Origin of the sequence: Basilea psittacipulmonis DSM 24701, assembly GCF_000743945.1 — a bacterium.
In the GTDB taxonomy this organism is placed as follows: Bacteria; Pseudomonadota; Gammaproteobacteria; order Burkholderiales; family Burkholderiaceae_B; genus Basilea; species Basilea psittacipulmonis.
Genome location: NZ_CP009238.1, coordinates 629223 through 646729 on the forward strand (window position 1 = coordinate 629223; position 17507 = coordinate 646729).

The 17507-nt window shown below is 40.1% G+C and carries 15 protein-coding genes; 7 read left to right on the plus strand and 8 right to left on the minus strand.

Annotated features, from left to right (window positions below; translation table 11 throughout):
* Positions 1–23: 23 nt before the first annotated feature.
* Both IX83_RS09170 and pyrF read right to left on the minus strand, forming a co-directional pair.
* Complete coding sequence (locus tag IX83_RS09170; protein WP_392387056.1) at positions 24–149, minus strand: helix-turn-helix domain-containing protein; 126 nt, start codon at positions 147–149, stop codon at positions 24–26.
* Positions 150–330: 181 nt separating this feature from the next.
* Entirely contained in the window at positions 331–1149 is an 819-nt protein-coding gene (pyrF, locus tag IX83_RS02765) for an orotidine-5'-phosphate decarboxylase (protein ID WP_038498950.1), read from the minus strand.
* A 275-nt stretch (positions 1150–1424) separates the two neighbouring features.
* On the opposite strand from pyrF, the gene IX83_RS02770 reads away from it, so the two are divergent.
* The 6 genes from IX83_RS02770 to IX83_RS02795 all read left to right on the plus strand — a co-directional run bounded on the left by IX83_RS02770 (position 1425) and on the right by IX83_RS02795 (position 10062).
* Positions 1425–1709, plus strand: a complete 285-nt coding sequence (locus IX83_RS02770; protein ID WP_038498953.1) for a co-chaperone GroES — start codon at positions 1425–1427, stop codon at positions 1707–1709.
* Between the two features lie 45 nt (positions 1710–1754).
* Positions 1755–3392: a chaperonin GroEL gene (groL, locus tag IX83_RS02775; RefSeq protein ID WP_038498956.1), complete on the plus strand. Its 1638-nt coding sequence runs from the start codon at positions 1755–1757 to the stop codon at positions 3390–3392.
* A gap of 487 nt (positions 3393–3879) precedes the next feature.
* Positions 3880–4365 (plus strand): YajQ family cyclic di-GMP-binding protein, encoded by a 486-nt coding sequence (locus tag IX83_RS02780; protein WP_038498959.1) that lies wholly within the window; start codon positions 3880–3882, stop codon positions 4363–4365.
* Between the two features lies 1 nt (position 4366).
* Positions 4367–6154 (plus strand): aminopeptidase P family protein, encoded by a 1788-nt coding sequence (locus IX83_RS02785; RefSeq protein ID WP_038498962.1) that lies wholly within the window; start codon positions 4367–4369, stop codon positions 6152–6154.
* Positions 6155–6171: 17 nt separating this feature from the next.
* Complete coding sequence (locus IX83_RS02790) at positions 6172–7935, plus strand: ShlB/FhaC/HecB family hemolysin secretion/activation protein (RefSeq protein ID WP_038498965.1); 1764 nt, start codon at positions 6172–6174, stop codon at positions 7933–7935.
* 48 nt (positions 7936–7983) lie between these two features.
* Positions 7984–10062: a filamentous hemagglutinin N-terminal domain-containing protein gene (locus IX83_RS02795; RefSeq protein WP_038498968.1), complete on the plus strand. Its 2079-nt coding sequence runs from the start codon at positions 7984–7986 to the stop codon at positions 10060–10062.
* A gap of 618 nt (positions 10063–10680) precedes the next feature.
* On the opposite strand, the gene rpsT is transcribed toward IX83_RS02795, so the two are convergent.
* The 6 genes from rpsT to lpxK all read right to left on the minus strand — a co-directional run bounded on the left by rpsT (position 10681) and on the right by lpxK (position 15527).
* Positions 10681–10944, minus strand: coding sequence for a 30S ribosomal protein S20 (rpsT, locus tag IX83_RS02800; RefSeq protein ID WP_038498971.1), 264 nt, complete (start codon positions 10942–10944; stop codon positions 10681–10683).
* Positions 10945–11021: 77 nt separating this feature from the next.
* Positions 11022–12641: a murein biosynthesis integral membrane protein MurJ gene (gene murJ, locus IX83_RS02805; protein WP_038498974.1), complete on the minus strand. Its 1620-nt coding sequence runs from the start codon at positions 12639–12641 to the stop codon at positions 11022–11024.
* 43 nt (positions 12642–12684) lie between these two features.
* The gene (gene adk, locus IX83_RS02810) at positions 12685–13341 is read right to left on the minus strand and encodes an adenylate kinase (protein WP_038498977.1); all 657 of its coding nucleotides are present in this window, start codon (positions 13339–13341) and stop codon (positions 12685–12687) included.
* A 208-nt stretch (positions 13342–13549) separates the two neighbouring features.
* The gene (gene kdsB / locus IX83_RS02815) at positions 13550–14326 is read right to left on the minus strand and encodes a 3-deoxy-manno-octulosonate cytidylyltransferase (RefSeq protein ID WP_038498980.1); all 777 of its coding nucleotides are present in this window, start codon (positions 14324–14326) and stop codon (positions 13550–13552) included.
* Positions 14327–14344: 18 nt separating this feature from the next.
* Positions 14345–14506, minus strand: coding sequence for a Trm112 family protein (locus IX83_RS08955; protein ID WP_143244794.1), 162 nt, complete (start codon positions 14504–14506; stop codon positions 14345–14347).
* Positions 14490–15527, minus strand: coding sequence for a tetraacyldisaccharide 4'-kinase (gene lpxK, locus IX83_RS02820; RefSeq protein WP_038498983.1), 1038 nt, complete (start codon positions 15525–15527; stop codon positions 14490–14492). The genes IX83_RS08955 and lpxK overlap by 17 nt, the downstream gene beginning before the upstream one ends.
* 578 nt (positions 15528–16105) lie before the next feature.
* Between lpxK and dnaB the strand changes: the two genes are divergently transcribed.
* Positions 16106–17503, plus strand: coding sequence for a replicative DNA helicase (dnaB, locus tag IX83_RS02825; protein ID WP_236620617.1), 1398 nt, complete (start codon positions 16106–16108; stop codon positions 17501–17503).
* The last annotated feature ends 4 nt before the right edge of the window (positions 17504–17507 follow it).

Consider the following 17507-nt stretch of genomic DNA (forward strand, 5'->3'; position numbering starts at 1 on the left):
AAGATAATATCTACTACAAAGTACTAAATTTTTAAAGCACGAATAATTTTTAAAATCGTTTTAAATCGTGATTGAATAATGCTGGAAAAGCTCTGATAAAGCCCCTCGTGTTTAAGTCCGCTTTCTTGAGATAAATGGCGATGCTGGATGTTTAGCTATTTGACCTAAAACATACATGAATGCTTAGACTGATCTGTTTTCAAGCATATTTGAAAGATATGTTGAAGTATGATCAGAGTTGCTTGGATAGGCAGATGAATCAAATCGATGAAGTGTTTTTTTTAATTCTCAACATCTTGTTGTTTATTGACTATCATTGTTTCCGATCCTCTATTCACCTAATGCATGCTGAATGGCTTCTTGAGTCGCTCTGGCGGCTTTTGAGGCAGCTTCTTGCCAATCGGCTTGAGAACTGGCGTAAATAATTGCTCGAGAAGAATTAATTAACATACCTTGATTTTGTTTGTTTTTGCCCGCTGAAACAGTCGCTTGCAAATCGCCACCTTGAGCACCAATTCCCGGAATAAGTAGGGGGAGTTGGTCGCCTACTTGTTCTCTGACTTGAGCGATTTCATTGGGGAATGTTGCACCGACGACTAATCCACATTGTCCAGTCGTATTCCATTTTTGAGCGACTAGTTCAGCGACATAGAGGTACAAAGGTATTTGTTTTTGAGTGTTGGGGTGGGTGATGGTTAAAAATTGAAGATCAGATCCGCCTTGATTAGAGGTTCGGCATAGTATGATGACACCGCGATCAGCCCATTGTAAATAAGGTTCCACTGAATCAAAACCCATATAGGGGTTAACGGTAACGCTGTGTGCTAAATACCGATCAAAGGCTTCAGTTGCGTATTGCTTGGCGGTGCTACCGATGTCACCACGTTTGGCATCTAGGATGATTGGAATGTGCGGATAGTAGTTTCGGATGTAGTCGCATATCTGAACCAATGTGTTTTCTTCGCCCAAAGATGAAAAATAGGCGACTTGTGGTTTGAATGCACAAACATAATCAGCCGTTGCGTCGATAATACCTTTGCAGAAATCTTTGAGATTGACGTTTTGAGGCATACGTTGTGGATCGGGATCCAGCCCTACAACTAATTGTGATGTTTTCCAGTTGTGTTGTAAATAATCCGTAAACTTCATAGTCGTCCTCGTTATCAATCGCCTCATATTATAGCGTTGATAAGTCAGCAAAGCCATGAGATTAAGTCTAGAAGTTGAAAAAGAAACGGGTTAAAAAGAGACGGGGCATGTTCTTTGATAGTGACTAGATGATTAGAAAATAAGAAAAAAAAGAAAAAATGTAAAAAATATATTTTTTGCTCTTGAATTTTATAAAATAACCCCTATCTTATAGGATAACTGTGCGGATAACCGCTTTTTTTATTTATTTGATTTCTCAAAATAGGAGTTTATTCATGGCATTGCGTCCTTTGCAAGACAGAGTAATCATTAAGCGTTTAGATAATGAAACAAAAACGGCTTCTGGTATCGTGATTCCAGATAGTGCAGCAGAAAAACCTGATCAAGGTGAAGTATTAGCTGTTGGTCCTGGTAAAACCGTTGACGGTAAAGTGGTACCTGTTGCTTTGAAAGTAGGCGATAAAGTGTTATTTGGTAAATACGCTGGTCAAAGCGTTAAAGTAGATGGTCAAGAATTGCTAGTAATTCGTGAAGAAGAAATCTTGGCTGTAGTGGAATAATTATTTTATCAATCAGTATTGTAAAGAATTTAAAGGAAGACTAAGATGGCTGCAAAGCAAGTATTATTTGGTGATGATGCTCGTGTACGTATCGTACGTGGCGTAAATATTTTGGCAAATGCTGTAAAAACGACATTAGGTCCTAAAGGTCGTAACGTTGTATTAGATCGTTCTTTTGGTGCTCCAACGGTAACAAAAGACGGTGTATCAGTAGCTAAAGAAATTGAACTAAAAGACAAGTTTGAGAATATTGGTGCTCAGTTAGTTAAAGAAGTGGCTTCTAAAACTAATGACAATGCAGGTGATGGTACAACAACGGCAACGGTATTGGCTCAGTCAGTGGTTGAAGAAGGTTTGAAATACGTTGCAGCGGGTATCAATCCAATGGATTTGAAACGCGGTATCGATAAAGCGGTTGCTGCGATTATCGAAGAGCTTCACAAACAGTCTAAACCATGTGCCACTACTAAAGAGATCGCTCAAGTAGGTTCTATCTCTGCAAACAGCGACACTTCTGTAGGTGAAATTATTGCTGCGGCAATGGAAAAAGTGGGCAAAGAAGGTGTGATTACTGTTGAAGACGGTAAGTCATTAGAAAACGAATTAGACGTGGTTGAAGGTATGCAGTTTGACCGTGGCTATTTGTCACCTTACTTTATCAATAACCAAGAAAAACAAATCGCTGCATTGGAAGATCCATTTGTCCTAATTTATGACAAGAAAATCAGCAATATCCGTGATTTGTTGCCAGTGTTAGAACAAGTTGCTAAATCTTCTCGTCCATTGATGATTATCGCTGAAGACGTAGAAGGCGAAGCGTTGGCAACACTTGTGATCAACAATATGCGTGGTATTTTGAAAACAACGGCGGTAAAAGCACCTGGTTTTGGTGATCGTCGTAAAGCAATGCTTGAAGATATCGCGATTCTAACAGGCGGTACAGTGATTTCTGAAGAAACAGGTATGTCTTTGGAAAAAGCAACTTTAGAACACTTGGGTCAAGCAAAACGTATTGAAGTGGCGAAAGAAAATACAACGATTATTGATGGTGCTGGTGATTCAGCAGCTATTGAGGGTCGTGTAGCTCAAATCCGTGCTCAGATCGAAACGTCAACTTCTGATTACGATCGTGAAAAACTTCAAGAACGTGTTGCTAAGTTGGCAGGCGGTGTAGCAGTTATTCGTGTAGGTGCGGCAACCGAAGTTGAAATGAAAGAGAAGAAAGCACGTGTAGAAGATGCACTTCATGCAACTCGTGCTGCAGTTGAAGAAGGTATCGTTCCTGGCGGTGGCGTTGCATTGATTCGTGCAAAAGCTGCAGTAGGCGGTTTGAAAGGTGCGAATGCTGATCAAGACGCAGGTATCCAGTTAATTCTTCGTGCGGTTGAAGCTCCATTGCGTACAATCGTTGCAAACGCTGGTGATGAGCCAAGCGTAGTGGTTAACAAAGTAGCAGAAGGTAAAGGTAACTTTGGTTACAACGCTGCAACAGGTGAGTACGGTGATTTGGTAGAACAAGGTGTACTTGATCCAACTAAAGTAACTCGTACGGCATTACAAAACGCTGCTTCTGTTGCGAGCTTGTTATTGACAACTGAAGCTGCTGTATGCGAATTACCAGAAGAAAAACCAGCAATGCCTGCTGCACCTGATATGGGTGGTATGGGCATGGGCGGCTTCTAATTTCGCTCATCAGAATTTTAAGCTTTTTGCTAAAAGTTCATTTGATAAAGAACTGGGGTCTTGTACCCCAGTTTTTTTATTTGTATCTCCTTATTGTTCTCATACTTACTCACATCCACAGAATAACAGACACACGATGGTTACTCTTGCTGGCCTCTGATTTTAAGCGTGATGGGAACGACATTTGTTTTAACGTTATTTCATGTTGTTGGATAGTGAAGATCAAGTCGTGAAGCCTGTTTTACTCACATCCACAGAATAACAGACACACGATGGTTACTCTTGTTAGCCTCTGATTTTAAGCGTGATGGGAACGATATTTGCTTTAACGTTATGTTCATGTTGTTGGGTAGTGAAGATCAAGTTGTGAAGCCTGTTTTAAATAAATGATTAATAGATAAATGAGTGATAGGTAGATTTTTCTTGGTTTGTACGGTTGCAAAGGTTAAAATAAGGGGGTTAAAACCGTTTAAGTAAGAGGTCGAATATGCCATCATTTGATGTGGTTAGCGAAGCTGATTTAGTAGAAGTAAATAATGCCATCGATCAGGCAAATAAAGAAATTAAAAATCGTTTTGATTTTAAAGGATCGGATTCGAGAATTGAGCATAAAGAGCGTGAGATGCAAATTTATGCTGAAGATGATTTTAAATTACAACAAGTTCAGGATATATTGATTTCAAAGTTGGCGAAACGAGGCGTTGACTTGCGTTTCTTGGTTTATGGCACAAAGGAAAAAATTTCTGGGGACAAAATTAAACAAAACGCAAAAATTTCTCAAGGCATCGAAAAAGAAGCGGCTAAGAAAATCATTAAACAAATAAAAGATACCAAACTTAAAGTTCAAGCATCGATTAATGGCGATAGTATTAGAGTAACGGGACCTAAGCGTGATACGTTGCAAGAAGTGATTGCCTTTTTGAAAAAAGAGGTAAAAGACATTGCTTTGAACTTTACGAATTTTAGAGATTAAGATGAACGAGTGCCATCCACTGAAACGATTACAAGATGCAATGCGTCAACATCATATTGACGTTTATTTGGTGTACCATTGTGACCCTCATATTTCTGAGTATATTCCTGATTATTGGAAAGTCAGAGAATGGTTAAGTGGATTTAGTGGTTCAGCAGGTAATTTATTAGTCACTCAAACAGATGCGTATTTATGGACTGATAGTCGCTATTGGGTTCAAGCCGAGAAAGAGTTAATGGTGTCAGGGGCCCATTTAATGAAAGCGGGGCAAAAACAGACACCGAGTATGAGTGCTTGGATCGCTGAACATGTTCCTGCCGGTGCCACGATTGCTTATGATCCGCGTTGCGTGACGGTGAATCAGTTTATTGCTTTGCAACAATCATTACCTGGTTATGAATTTAAAGATGAACGTGAGTTGATTTCATGGCTTTGGAAAGACCGTCCAGCACAGGTTTTTAACCCTATATATGAGCATGAACTATCCTACGCAGGTACATCGGTGACCGAGAAATTAAAGCAGTTGCGATCCTACATTAAGGATAAGCACCAATGTGATGCGGTGATGTTGTCTAGTTTAGATGATATTGCGTATTTGCTAAATCTAAGAGGTTCGGATGTCAGTTTTAATCCTGTTTTTTGTGCTTTCTTATGGGTAGATGCCAAACATGCTCGCTTATTTGCACAACTGTCTTGTTTGAATGATCGTATCCGTGCTTATTTAGAGTCTTGTGGGGTTCAGTTATATCCCTATGATTCGCTGGATGAGTCGCTAAAAGATGGGGTGGATGCTCATAAAATCTTAATGGACTTTGACCGTCATTCAATTCATGTGTATCGATTATTGGCCTCAAAAGCACAGATTGTTTCGGGCATTTCGCCTAGTCAATTAATGAAGTCTCAAAAAACGCCCGTACAAATTGCACATATCAGAGAGGCTATGGAAAAAGACGGTGCGGCGTTATGCCGATTCTTTGCTGAATTAGAAGCGTCTTTGAATCAAGGCAAAAAGATTCGTGAATATGATATTCATGACATGATTACGTCTGAACGAGCAAAAGAACAGGGTTTTGTGAGTCCTAGTTTTGATACGATTGCAGGATTTAATGAAAATGGGGCTTTGCCTCATTATCGTGCTCATGCGGATACTTGCCTAACAATTCAAGGAAATGGCTTGCTTTTAATCGATTCGGGAGGTCAGTATATCGATGGAACCACCGATATTACTCGTGTGATACCTATTGGGCAGATTAGTCCTGCACAAAAGGCTGATTTTACCTATGTGCTTAAAGCGATGATAGCGATGTCACAAGCCGTGTTTCCTGAGGGAATTGAATCGCCACTTTTAGACAGTATTGCTAGAATGCCGTTGTGGCAACAAGGGTTGGATTATGGACATGGTACTGGGCATGGAGTAGGGTATTTTTTAAATGTCCATGAGGGCCCTCAAGTACTTAGTTATACCGCACATCGTCGTGGTCACACAGAAATGTTTGAGGGAATGGTGACTTCAAATGAACCGGGCTTATATCGAGAGGGAGCTTGGGGGATTAGAATTGAAAACTTATTAGCGAATCGATTCTATCAAGAAACGCCATTTGGACGTTATTTGCATTTTGAAACCTTGACCTTATGTCCGATCGATACTCGTTGTATTGATAAAACCTTACTTTCTGAGCAAGAGTTAAGATGGCTAAACGCTTATCATCAAGAAGTGAAAGAACGCTTATCGCCTCGATTGGAAGGAAAATCAAAGGCATGGTTATTAGAACGAACATTAGCTATTTAATATCATAAGGGCAAGATATGGCGACTTCATCTCAACATATGATACTAGGGGCGATTTTGGCAATATATTCAGGGTATGCGGTAGCGGCTAATCCGCCAGAACCGCCTCCTATTCCCGCTGCGGCTGATTTGGATAGACAAGCGGCTGAACATGAAAAACAAGCGATGCAAACGCAAGAGGCCATACGTCAACAATTGATAAAAGACCCGAAAGTTACAGTGGAAGTAGAGCAGCCAAAATCATCGCCTTTGGTTTTGAATGAATCGCCTTGTTTTCCTATCGATGAAGTGTTGTTGGTGGGACAGGATAGTGCTCATTTTCAGTTTGCTTTGAAAAAGGCTTTGAAAGAATTAAATTTTCAACCTGGCGTTTGTCTAGGCATAAAAGGGTTGACGATATTAGGTGCCGCTATTCAGAATCAAGCGATTGCGAAAGGTTTTCTGGTGGCTCGTGTGAATTTGATTCCCCAAAACTTAAAATCTCGTCGGGTCAGTTATGAAATTGTGCCAGGAAAAATTCATGAAATCATTTACCGCACCACTAATTGGAATGGTCGTCAAAGTGAAAAACGCTTAGATAGTCTTTCGGCATTACCTAGTCAAAGTGGTGATTTTCTTAACATTAGAGATATTGAACAATCATTAGAAAATATCAAAAGACTCTCTAACCAAGATGTGGATATCCAGATTTTGCCATCTGTCTTGCCTGGGATGTCGGATATTTTGTATGAAAGAAAAACAAAATTCCCTGTGATGGGGGTGTTAACGGCTAGTAATGCGGGCTCAAAGGGTACTGGCTTGTATCAAGGTAGTGCGAGTTTATTATTTCAAAACACCTTGGGTTTGAATGATCTGCTATATCTTTCTTACGTTAGCGATCTTGGAGGTAAGGAATTAGATATTCCACCTACTGGCACAAAGTCTTATGCGTTCAGTTTTTCAATGCCGTATCGTAATTGGCTGTTTTCTTTGAATGCGTATCGAAGTGAATTTCATCAGGTATTCAAAGGGCTTAATGACTACTATGATTATCATGGATGGTCAAATGTGAAAGATTTGTCGGCCTCTTATATGATATATCGCGATGCAGTAAGAAAATTAAACGTTTCAGGAAAAATCTGGCAGCGTTCTTCTTCTAGCTATATTAATGATGCAGAGTTAACGGTGCAACGCAGACGTACGAGTGGTTTTACGCTTTCTTTGGAAGACCGTGAGTATTGGGGAGAAAGCATTTTTTCTGGCAAAGTCTCTTATAAACAAGGAATGAGGTGGTTTGGTGCAGAACCTGTATCTGATGAAATTTCAAACAGCGGCACGGGTAGAATGCGTCAAATTTTATTAACCCTAAATTGGCTACAGCCTTTTGTTGTTGCTAAGCAACGATTTTATTTTGATACACATTTAGAGGGACAGTACTCATTTACCCGCGTATTTGCTCAAGATAAATTTTCAATGGGGGATCGTCTGACCGTCAGAGGGTTCTCTAATGAAATGACCTTGTCGGCAGAACATGCTTTGTTATCAAAAAATACGATTTATTATCAATATTATGGAAATCACCAATTATATCTAGGTTTGGACTATGGTAAGTTATGGGGACCCAGTACAAAAGAAATATTAGGGGATGAATTGATGGGGGCAGCGGTAGGACTGAAAGGTGCGGTGAATATTTGGCATACGCAATGGCAGTACGATGCGTTTGTAGGAAAGTCATTAAAACAACCTCAGTATTATCCTCGTAACAATTATGTAATATTTTTTAGTACCTCATTAATCTTTTAGCTATAATTTGCGTATAAAAGAGATATCAATTATTTTGATGAATTGAAAATGAAAAGAACACTAAAACTAAGTTTACTTGTAAGTGTGTTGAGTGTCGCTTACCAGGTATATGCAGCAGACTTAACAGCAGTTGAGGTAGATAAATCGGCTTCTGTCAATCAGCAACCTGTACTATTAAAAACAGATAGCGGTGTGGTTCAAGTAAATATTGCTCAGACCACAGCGTCAGGCGTGTCTGTTAACCAGTTCAAGACATTTAATGTCGGAAAAGATAATTTGATTTTGAATAATAGTGCCGTGGCTTCTCAAACGGAGTTAGCTGGATGGGTAGCAGGAAATGAAGCTTTGGCAAAAGGAGCTGAAGCGAAAATTATTATTAATCAGGTTAATAGTGATCGACCATCTGAGTTAAATGGCTATATAGAGGTCGCAGGTAAGCGTGCTGATGTCGTGATTGCGAACGAATCAGGTATTCAGGTTAATCATGCAGGATTTATTAATGCAAGCAAAGTAACTTTGACAACTGGGGCTCCCAAGTTGAATGCTCAAGGTAATATCGAAGGTTACGATGTTGCTAAAGGTACCATCCAAATTGAAGAGGGTGGCACCTTAGATACCGAAAAAAGCGATTATACGCATATTATCTCAAAAGCCGTAGAAGTTAGAGGTAAGGTGCTAGCGAAAGATCTTCGTGTTGTAGCGGGAGAAAATGAAGTTGATCCATCAGGACAAGTTGTAAAACGCTCGAATGCGGAAAGTGCCACAGTAGGTATCGATACTAAGGCATTAGGTGGCATGTATGCGAACAAAATCACATTAGTGACCACTGATCGTGGGGCTGGGGTGAACAACGCTGGCGACATCAGAGGTAATGAGATAACGATTGATGCAAACGGTAATTTGATCAATACAGGCACACTGATTGCCCAAGATCATTTGGATATTAAAGTCTCTGGAGACGTGACAAACAGTGCATCACAAAGCGAAGAGAATATTCGTTCTGGTGGTACGCTTCGCGTGACAGCAGGTGGCAAAATTCATAACAAAGGTAAGATTGAGTCTGTTGGTCATATGCAGATGACGGCGGGTGGTGATCTGGTGAATGAACAAACTATCCAGACTTCAGGCAAGTTGGTTGCTAAAGCTGGTGGTAAGGTGGTAAACAAAGGCACCATTCAATCTAATGCAGATATGGATATAACGGCAAAAGATTCGGTTGAAAATGAGAAATTGATCCGTTCATCTGCTCGTTTATCTATCAATAGTCAGTCTGGTAAAATCGTGAATGCGGGTACCATCCAAGCGGGTCAATCTTTGAATTTAACTTCTCATGATGGTATTGATAACGAACAAGGCGTTATCCAAGCATTGCATGTTTCTACTCGTAATCATGATGAGAATAACGTTGCCGTAACATTTAATGGTTCTGAACGTTTTGTCGCCCAAGACGCAGTAAGAGTAGATGCACAGCAAGAAAACGAGGCATTAAAATTATTGGTCTCTAGACAAGTGAATCTTTCGAATGTTCCGAATGAAGAAACGTCAGAAGAGGAACAAAATAACATTGGTGGCTTAACTGGCATTAAGGAATTGTCAGTTAGTTATGCAGAAGAAAATGCTCAAATCGAGCTAACTGCCCAAAACCTTATCGGTAATATGAGTGCTAGACCTTTTGAAATTTCTTCTTCAGATGGAAGATATGAAATTCAAACTGATCCAAAATACACACAATACCGTCAATGGTTAGGTAGCGATTATATGCTTGAGTTGTTATCTATCGACCCGCAACAAGTACTTGCTCGTTTAGGTGATGCTTATTTTGAACAAGTTATTATTGCAGAACAGCTAAAACAGTTGCGCAAAAACGCATCAGCGAATATGTCTCCTAATGTGTTAGAGACCGAAATCAAGTCGATGATGGAACAAGGTGTTAAATTTGCCTTACAAGAGAATGGTAAGGTTAAGGTTGGCATGCCATTGACAACGAGCCAAGAATCTAGCTTAAAACATGATATTGTTTGGTTGGTCAAAGATGAGGTGTTGTTACCGGGTGCAAATAGTCCTGTGGCTGTATTGTATCCAAAAGTATATTTAGCCCCTAAATCGGTTAAATTGACACGTAATTAATTTTTTACCAGTTTATTTATACTGCTGCTTTTCTAATTGCCTTACTAGTCTTTCGATTAGTAAGGTTTTTTTTATCTGAAAAGGTGGTGGAGTCTCAGTATTTAGTAATGGGACATGTGTGTGTAGAATGGGATGTTTTGGATATGAGGGTGCTGAGTTAGTGAGGTTTCTATGAGTATCTTAATGCTTTGAGTAAAAAGGGGTGAGTAGGGGTTCAGAAGATGCTCAGCATTTAGTAATGGGATATGTGTGTGGAATGGGATGTTTTGGATATGAGGGTGCTGAGTTAGTGAGATTTCTATGAGTATCTTAATGCTTTGAGCAAAAGGAAGTGTAGAGGTTCAGAAGATGTATGAGTGCCTCAGCATTTAGTAATGGGACATGTGTGTGTAGAATGGGATGTTTTGGATATGTTGGTGCTGGGTTAGTGAGGTTTCTATGAGTATCTTAATGCTTTGGGCAAAAGGAAGTGCGGAGGTTCAGAAAGGTTATGAGGGCTTCAATAGTAGAGTTATCGATGTTTTAGGAAGTGCTGTTTAGATGGAGGTAGATGAGTTCGCACCTGCCTTATAAAAAGGGGTGAGAGAAACTCCCACGCTTAGGTGGGAGTGTGCAAAATTAGGCAGCCGCTTTAATCGCCGCAGCAATACGGCTTTTTAGACGAGCCGCTTTATTTTTGTGAATGACATTCTTGTCAGCAACGCGGTCGATGATGCTTGCTGTTTTTGGAAAAATTTCATTCGCTTTCGTTTTATCGCCAGCTTCTAATGCTTGGTAAACACGTTTAATAGCAGTGCGCATCATAGAACGCAAGCTAGAGTTATGCTTATTACGAACAACGTTCTGGCGTGCACGTTTGCGAGCTTGAGCAGTATTAGCCATGTTAGTAAAATATCCTTTTTCTATCTAATATGAGTTAATCCTTAATTATAAAACGATATACCATAAAAAACAAGTGATTAAGATGGGGAATAACGTTTAAAATCTCTTATACGAAAACCGCAGATGAATAATGTCGCAAAATAGCACAGAATACTGGCGAATATTAGTCCAAACAGGCAAATAATACGGCTGATTTGGAAAGATTTTAATGGATCCGTGACAACGTTCATTAAAAGCTGCTGGGTCCAGTAAGTAATGCCATGGTTGTTTAAGCTATTGAGCCAGTCTGAAGGGGATTGGACAAGGTACAAAAACAATGTTAATACGATTAGGGCGGGCAGTAGTTTGACTAAAAATTTAATGATCGATTCGCTAGGCTGATAGAAGCGATGTTTTCTTAAATAAACATAAAGCAAAGAGGCGTTAAATAAAGATCCTAATGCGATCGATAAGGTCAGTCCTGTGTGCTGTAATAGTGGCACAAAAATTAGATTTAATGCCTGAGTCAAACAAAGTATGATGACGCCAATCTTAATGGGGGTTTTGATGTCTTGCCTAGCGTAAAAGGCGGGTGCTAAGATTTTAATGCTTAAAATACCAATCAATCCAATACTATAAGCAAGTACAGCAGATGAGGTTTTTTCTACGTCTAACTCGTTAAAAGCACCGTAGTTAAATAATACACTGACTAAGCCTGTTCTCAATAGTGCCATTCCAATGCAAGCAGGTAGTCCAAATAATAAGATGAGTTTGATGCCCCAATCCATTAAGGCGTTATACGTTTTTGAGTCTTTTTGGCTATATGCTTCTGATAGGCTGGGTAGTAGTACTGTGCCAAGTGCCATGCCTAATAAAGCGGATGGAAATTCCATTAAACGGTCTGAAAAGGATAGCCAAGTCACACTGCCGTGTTCAAGGTAAGTGGCAATATTGGTGTTAATTAAAATAGAGATTTGTGTAACAGATAGCCCCAAAATAGCTGGCAACATGTTTTTGAGCAATCTTCTTACATCATGATCGTTAAATGCTGCCGAAAAACGCAAAGAAAAACGAGGCAAAAGCCCTAACTTTGCTAAAGCCATCCACTGCACCCCTAATTGAAGTACGCCACCGACCATCACACCGATAGATAAGGCATAAATGGGGACGTTTACGACATGAACGAGCAATAAACTACACGCAATCATGGAAAGATTAAGCAAAATCGGGGTGAAAGCAGGGATGGCAAAGCGAGACCACGTATTTAAAATACCTGATGCAAAGGACACTAATGACATACAAAGTATGTATGGAAACATGATGCGTGTCATGGTGGTGGCGATCTCGAAATTATCGTTTTCAGTTAGGCCACTTGCGACGGCAAGGGTAAACCAAGGTGCCCCAATGATGCCGATAGCAGTTAGGATTAACAGACTAATGGATAGTACCAAAGCCGTGTGATCAATGAGTTGCTGCGTGCGATCGGCTGATTCTGTTTTTTGTATTTCTTTTAAAATGGGGATAAAAGCTTGTGAAAAAGCACCCTCTGCAAATAATCTGCGTAATAGATTGGGAATTCTAAATGCTACCCAAAACGCATCGGTCATCGGGCCAGCCCCAAATGAACGAGCGATAATCACGTCTCTGGCTAGTCCACTAATGCGAGACAGCAAGGTGAGCCCACTAATTTTAGCAAGGGATTTGAATAAGTTTTTCATAAAAATGATGTTATCGGTCTATCCACTTGGATAGACCTAGATATTATGCTTTGAGTGCGGCAAAGATATTTTTTGTGATCGTTTCTACATCACCCACACCAGAGACTTTGATATAAGTAGGTGCGTGTTGAGGATCTTCTTTTGCCCAATTTTGATAAAAATCGACTAAGGGACGAGTTTGTGATTCGTACACTTCTAGACGCTTGCGAACGGTTTCTTCTTTGTCATCTTCACGCTGGATAAGTGGCTCACCAGTGACATCGTCTTTATCAGCTACTTTTGGTGGGTTAAATTTGACGTGATAAGTACGACCGCTAGGCTGATGGATGCGACGACCGCTCATGCGTTCGATAATCATATCTGCGGGTACTTGAATTTCGATGACGTAGTCAATTTTTATATCATTGTCTTTAAATGCCTGAGCTTGAGGGATTGTTCTGGGTACGCCATCAAAAAGATAACCATCTTTACAGTCTGCAGCTTGGATGCGGTCTTTGATAAGACCAATGATAATATCATCGGATACTAATTGTCCTGCTGCGATAATGGCTTGAGCTTTTTGGCCAAGTTCGTTTCCCTCTTTAATCGCTGCTCGAAGCATATCGCCTGTAGAGATTTGAGGAATGTGACATTCTTTTGTGATAAAGCCCGCTTGAGTGCCTTTTCCTGCACCAGGAGGGCCAAGTAAAATAATACGCATAACGAATCCCTTTGTGATAAAGATTAAACCTCACTATTTTAAATGATAATGCGAGGACATAAAAAGATTTTTTGCTGATTTTCAAAATACCACCAGCTGGAAGCGATGCGATATTTGTCTAGACGATGTCAGGTATCTTTTTAGACGGGCGTTTTATGTAGGAACGCGGTTGTTTCGTGACCAGCTGGAGGTGAACGTTTTATTACATTCAAAGCGTAGGGTGTTGGCTAAGATAATGTCGCAAATTATCTAAGTCTTCCTGCGTATCGACTCCCGAAAGAGGGGCTTGTTTGGTTAGGGCCACAAAAATCGAGTACCCATGTTCCAATGCTCGCAGTTGTTCTAACTGTTCAAATTTTTCAAGCGGTGTTTGGTTTAATAAAGGATATTGTTTTAAAAATTGGCAACGATAAGCATATAACCCAATGTGATGTAAAGCAGGAAAATCAGGTTTTAACTGATCGATTTGGGTGATCTGTTTAAATCCCGCTCTATCCCAAGGAATAGGTGCACGAGAAAAAGTCAAAGCAAAACCTTGTGTATCGCGAATCACTTTGACTACATTAGGATTCAGAAAACGATGTACATCGGTAATAGGGTAGGCACAAGTGGCAATACTTGCTTTAGCTTGCAGCGATAATTGATGTGCAACCGTGTGAATTAAGTCGGGATCGATTAAAGGTTCGTCACCTTGTACATTGACGATAATCTCATCATCAGGTAGATCTAACTGTGTCACAACTTGAGCTAAGCGGTCTGTTCCAGAGGGGTGATCGTGATCAGTCATGATGGTTTCAAAACCGTGAGCCGTTGTGACATCCGCAATAGCTTGGCTGTCTGTCGCAATGATGATTCGTTGTGCAGATGATTTTTGAGCTTGCAAAGCGGTGCGTAAAATCAATGGTAAACCGTGTACATCGGCTAGCATTTTGCCAGGAAGTCTGGTGGATGCTTCGCGAGCAGGAATAATAATGGTGTATTTCATGGGTGATATGTGTTAGGTTTAATCAAGTTTTCTGGCTTTTTCGGGAATTAAAATAGGAATGCCGTCTTTGATCGGATACGCTAATTTAGCACCCAGACTGATGAGTTCTTTGTTTTGTTCGTCGTATTGTAACGTTTCGTGCGTAACAGGGCAGATGAGTTTTTTAAATATTTGATTCATGGTTCGACCGTTTATGGTTTAATTGGCGAAGAAGTGCCTCAATAAAATCTCCTGGAATCCACTGTGCTTGGACTTCTAGCACCCATATGCGAGGATCAGCTGGACATTTAATCGCATCTTTTGCCGTTAATAAAATAATGTCTTGCGTAATTTTATCAAAATCTGTTGTCGAAAAAGCATAATGGTCAGGAAAGCGAAGATAGGTCTGAGCGGTGATACCATGTTGTGTCAAAGTGTTAAAAAAGCGTTGAGGATTGCCAATGCCTGCCAAAACACAAAGCCCCGTTTTTCCTTGAAATGCCTCTAAGGGTTGTGTGGTTTGTGTGACCAGATGTCTGAAATGAACAGGTTTTAAGTTGAATCCATATGGAACATTGGGGTATTGTTTTTTGATGGTATCTGGATCTTCAAGCGGTGAAAAATTTTGTAAAACAAAATCAACGGTATTTAGTCGATCAGCAGACTCTCTTAAAGGGCCTGCAGGTAATACGCGTCCATTACCGATGCCTCGAGAATCTTGAACAATTATTTCGATGTCTCTGGCGAGTCGGCGATGTTGCAACCCATCATCAGAAATAATTACATCAATTTCTGGATAAACTGCTAATAGCTTTTGGGCGGCTAATACGCGATTAGGATGCACGGCAATGGGGGCATATTGGGCTAATAAACAAGGTTCATCACCAAAGTTTTCAGGCGATAAGGGAGTATGTCCTGATAAATGAGGTTCATTTTTTATCTCAGTGGCTCCGTATCCTCTACTGACGACACCTGGATGAAAACCCAAGGCTTTGAGATCATTAATGAGTTGGATGGTAACCGGCGTTTTTCCAGTGCCTCCCACATAGATATTACCGACAACGATAACAGGACATTTCAGCGGGACGCAGGGTTGTTTGGCCCGTTGTTTTCCTGCCCATTCATAAAGATAGGCGAAGGGAAGCAAAAGCGTACTAATCAGCCCTTTTTTTTGCCATACGCTTTGGAAGAATGGGGTTAGAATGTTGTTTATTTTTGACATTTTTTTATTGTACAAGAATTTAATTTTTTAGGTAAGTGAATAACTCACAAAAAATGTGGAAAACTTTGTGGACAATTCAAAAAAGTTTAGTAATACTACAGTGAGCAAGTTAAACTGCTCAAAAAGTAAGCATTTTTACGGATAAATATAAAATCCTTTTATATCAATAAGTTGTAATCCATTTTAAAAGGATAAGATGAATAATAACCCCTACTTTCTAGATTTTTAGTTTCTAAATCTTACGATTTTTTACATTGTGGATATTGATGATTCCCAAACGACTTTTGCACCGTATAAATACCTAAAAATTTAGGATATTTTTGATCGTATGTTGCGGTGTTTTGGGTCAGTGATCTGTGATAAAACTGAGTGAAATTTTGGGGAAGATGCGATAAGTTAATAGAATGACTGTCTTTTTGTTAAAGTAGTATGAAATGTAATAGGTGAATGAGCAAATGCTTTTCATTTTAGGCTTTAAATAAATTGCATCTTGAAAAAAATGAGGGTTATTGTCTACAATCTTTGTTATTCGATCCCAATCATCGTTATCACCAATGTCGTAAGCTAGGATAAGTAGAATGACAGATTTTATGCAAGTCGATCAAGCCGTTGAACATATTAGAACGCCATCCTATTCATTAGAAGCAGAACAGTCTGTGCTAGGGGGCTTATTGCTTGATAATTATGCTTATGACAAGATTGCTGGCACTTTGCAGGCAGAGTACTTTTTTAAACGTGAGCATCAACTTATTTGGCTTGAGATGGTTAAGCTGTTTGAGCTAAAAAAAGAAGTTGATGTGATCACGCTAGCCAATGCCTTGGATTTAAACCAACAACTGCAAGATTGTGGTGGACGTGAATATTTGGTGAATCTAGCGGCCAGCACGATGTCGGCTGCCAATATTCATCGTTATGCCAGCATTATTTATGATCGTTATTTGCTTAGACGGTTGGTGCTGACCTGTGACAATATTACCGAACTGGCTTTTGCTCCTGGTGGCCGTGAAGCTTCAGAGATTTTAGATGATGCGGAATCTAGAATTATGGCCATTGCCCAACGTGGTACGGATAAAGACTTTCGCTCGATTAAGGAAGTGGTCAAAAGCATTACTGATGAGCAAATGCGATTGGATCAAATGGATCCTAAGTTAAAAAGTGATGTGACGGGCGTATCTACAGGCTTTGTGGATTTGGACCGTATGACGGCAGGATTTCACGATGGACAATTAATTATTGTGGCAGGTCGTCCAGGTTCAGGTAAAACATCGTTTGCGATGAATATTGCCGAGCATGTGGCGGTAAAAGAGGGCTTGCCAGTCGCTGTCTTTTCTATGGAGATGGGGGCTGAACAATTAGCAACTCGTATCATTTCCTCTATGGGCGGTATTCACCAAAGTGCTTTAAGAAAGGGGACGATGAATCAAAGAGAGATGACAAGCTTTATTGAAGCGAGTCAAATCTTGGCCCAGTCGCCTTTGTATATTGATGAAACAGCTGCTTTGAATCCTATTGAATTAAGGGCAAAAGTCAGGCGATTGCACCGTGAATGCGGTGGACAGTTAGGCTTAATCGTTGTGGACTATTTGCAGTTGATGTCCTCGGCTTCGATTCGTAAAAGCGATACGCGAGCTAATGAAGTCTCGGAAATCAGCCGTTCTTTGAAAAATCTAGCACGTGAAGTGGCTTGTCCTATTGTAGCCTTATCACAGTTAAACCGTAGTGTGGAACAACGACAAGACAAGCGTCCGATGATGAGTGATTTGCGTGAATCTGGTGCGATTGAACAGGATGCCGACTTGATTTTGTTTATTTATCGTGATGAATATCACAAAGGCGAAGAAAGTAAAGAAAAAGGGGTAGCTGAAATCATCATTGGTAAACAACGTAGCGGCCCAGTCGGCACGGTTAGAGTGGCATTTGATGGCGAATTTACGCGTTTCTCGAATTTGGCTTACGACCACCATTACCAGTCTTAATAGG